The sequence below is a fragment of the Streptomyces sp. NPDC059900 genome, from assembly GCF_050270335.1.
Lineage (GTDB): Bacteria > Actinomycetota > Actinomycetes > Streptomycetales > Streptomycetaceae > Streptomyces.
Genome location: NZ_JBNNJZ010000814.1, coordinates 1 through 2,835, shown reverse-complemented (window position 1 = coordinate 2,835; position 2,835 = coordinate 1). Strand labels below are relative to the sequence as shown.

The window sequence follows — 2,835 nt, the reverse complement described above, 5'->3', positions numbered from 1 at the left end:
GGTGTCCGTCGCGTGCAGTCGCAGGGCGTTCTGAGGATGCCGAGCTCGTCCCCGGGCTATCTGCCTGGGTGCCATCGTGTCGAAGACCTCTGCCACGCCTTCGCCGGCCAGGACCGGGTCGAGCGGTCGACTCCTACCCAGTGCGTTCTCGGCATCCCAGCGGTGCACGAGCGTCTCCAGCGCACGCCGCCGCTGCCAGAAGCCCACCGTGTGCGGCGGATGGAAGGTCCAGGCGCTCGCACTCGGGTCGGTGTCGAGGGCCTTGAGCAGAGTCCCTGAGCTCCCCTCGAACCACCGCAGAAACTCATCGGGATCACGCGGAGCCGAGGTGGGCTCGTGCTTGCCGTGCTGCTCGGTGACCGCGGCCGCCGCCCACAGATTCGAGCTGCCCAGGTGCTCGGCCAAGTCACAGAGCGTCCAATCGCCGCAGTGTTCGACAGGCATAGACAGATCACCATCGAGGCAGGCGCGGAACGCGTCGAGTTCGTTGCTCAGGTGCTGCAGCAGAGATTCCGGGTGCATGACCGGCGAACCTAACCCAGCCCACTGACATCGCGACCCGGGTCCGACCCGTCGACTACTCCGCTGGCGACCAGGGAGCAGAACGCAAGTGCGCGACGCTACGCCGGTCACGGAGCTCTGCGGGTCTGTCAGCCGCCTTGCCCACCGCGACCATGGAGACGATCACCCAGCCCGGGTTCGGGGCCAACTCCTTGGTGATCCCTTCCAGGTCGAAGGCCCGGAATTGGTGCGCAGCGAGTCCCAGGGCCTGGGCCTGGACAGTCATGTGGGCAACGGCCTGGCCGAGGTCGTAGTCCGCGAACTCGGAGTAGGGCAGTTGGGTGTCATCGACGTGTCGGCGCGTCAGTGTGACGACGAGCAGGCTCGCATCCGTCGCCCAGCGGGCCGAGCTCGGTGCAAGGTGAGGGAGCACCCGGTCATATTCCGGCTCACCGGGTCTGCCGATGAAGAAGCCCCACGCCTGGGAGTTCCCTGCCGATGGCGCCCACCGCGCGGCTTCCAGCAGCAGCCCGAGGGCATGGTCGTCGACCACCGCTGACGGATCGAACCGGTAGGGGCTGAAACGCCCGGCAAGCAGTGGGTGTATGCCGCTGGGCGGCTCCTGAGGATGGCGCACGTTCCGCTGCAACCGGCGACCGTGAGTACGTATTCCGGCCGATGCAAGCACAGACACCGGCCACATCAGACCGCCTACCAGAACAAAGATCAACGAAGGAATGCCCACGCATTGATCACGACCCGATACGCGCCCTATTGGATGCGTCAGGAGTCGCTCCAGACCGGGGCATCCGTTCCCCACAGGCCCGGCGGACGTGCCCAGTTCACCGGGCCGCCGTCGTAGGACACCGGCGGCAGTGCGTGCCGCAGACGGCCCATGGGGCTGTCGGTTTCGGCCATCCGGTGTTCGGCGTCGAAGCCCTCGTCCTTGCCGGGAGCGGGTGCCAGGCCGTGGACCAGCCAGTGCGCGGTCTGTGCCAGCGCCAGGCGGATCAGCCGGGTGCCGCCGGTGCGGTGCTGCTCGGTGAGCGCGCGCAGGACACCGGCCGCAAGCAGATAGCCGGTGCCGTGGTCGAGCGCCTGAGCGGGCAGAGTGCCGGGCGAGTCGGGCGAACCCTCCAGCTCGGCGATGCCGGTGGCTACCTGGACCAGGCTGTCAAAGCCGCGCCGCTCGCGCCACGGTCCGTAATGGCCCCACGCGGAGAGCTGGGCGATGACCAGACCCGGACGGCGCTCGGCGAGCGCCTCGGGCGTCAGACCGAATTGTTCCAGCGCGCCCGGCCGGTAGCCGGTGACCACCACGTCTGCCGCATCGAGCAGTTCCCCGAAGCGCCTGCGGTCGGTGTTCTCTCCCAGGTCCAGGGTGGTCGAGCGTTTCCCCATTCCGGTGTCGTTGTGGGCCTCCTGGCTTTCCGGCAGCTGCGGGGCATCGATCCTCAGCACATCAGCGCCGAGCAGCGCAAGCGTCCGGGTGGCGACCGGTCCGGCCAATACCCGGGTCAGATCCAGGACGCGCAGCCCCGCGCACGGCTGCGCCGCATCACCGAGCCTTCGATCCGGGGCATCACCGATGCGCGCCGTCGTCAGCAGTGGCTGCCCTGCAACCATGGCCCCCTGCTGGCTGTCGGCCCAGTCGCGGGGGCCGCGTGCCGCGACGGCCAGACCGCCCGCCGCATACACGCTCTCCTGTACTTCCAGCGCGGTAAGCCCCGCGATCGCCCGGGCCACCGCGTCCTCTGCCTCCTCCTCGGCGCGCTCCGGCACCCCGAGGGCGGCGAGCAACCGGGCCCGGTGGTGTGGGTAGTTGGCGTGCGTGCGAACCCATCCATCAGTTGTCCGCCAGAACCGGGACAGCGGCGAGAACGTCGACCACGCCCGCCCGTCGACCCGCACCAGCCGGTCGCTGAGGAACGCCGTCGCGACTGCTTCGTCATCGACCCGCACCCGGGGCACGGGGCGCCTTGTGCGCAGGGAAGCGAGCTCGGCGGCCGCGAGCGAGCACACCGCGACGGTGGCCCGCGCCAGCTCCATGACGGGCAGCCGCGCCGGCAGCCCTCCGGACGCACCGCCGCAGGACACCCGCTCAAGCAGCGAAGAATCGGCACCCAGTGCCGCCCAGGCCTGCGAGGCCCCCGAGAGGAAGGGAGAATCCATGCCCACACTGTGGCACTGGGTGCCACAGTGTGGGAAGGGGTGCGTCACGGAAGCCGGACTCCCGTCGGCGTACTACGGGGATTCGGCCGCCGGCGCCGCCCGCGCAGGCGGGCGCCCGGTTCGGCTGCCCGCCTGGCGATGACGCGGGAGCAGGTGCGGCAC

3 protein-coding genes are annotated in these 2,835 nt (G+C 69.9%); all 3 read right to left on the bottom strand.

Annotated features, from left to right (window positions below):
• The coding region (locus ACQKIP_RS44350; RefSeq protein ID WP_427745589.1) for a maleylpyruvate isomerase family mycothiol-dependent enzyme at nucleotides 1-522 on the bottom strand (522 nt) is incomplete at its 3' end.
• A gap of 55 nt (nucleotides 523-577) precedes the next feature.
• Entirely contained in the window at nucleotides 578-1,138 is a 561-nt protein-coding gene (locus ACQKIP_RS44345) for a nitroreductase family protein (RefSeq protein ID WP_365862233.1), read from the bottom strand.
• Nucleotides 1,139-1,284: 146 nt separating this feature from the next.
• The gene (locus ACQKIP_RS44340) at nucleotides 1,285-2,673 is read right to left on the bottom strand and encodes a CoA transferase (RefSeq protein WP_365862143.1); all 1,389 of its coding nucleotides are present in this window, start codon (nucleotides 2,671-2,673) and stop codon (nucleotides 1,285-1,287) included.
• Nucleotides 2,674-2,835: the final 162 nt, after the last annotated feature.

Coding starts and splice junctions, on each gene's coding strand:
- ACQKIP_RS44340 (WP_365862143.1), bottom strand. CDS start 2,673: ATGGATTCTCCCTTCCTCTCGGGGGCCTCGCAGGCCTGGGCGGCACTG.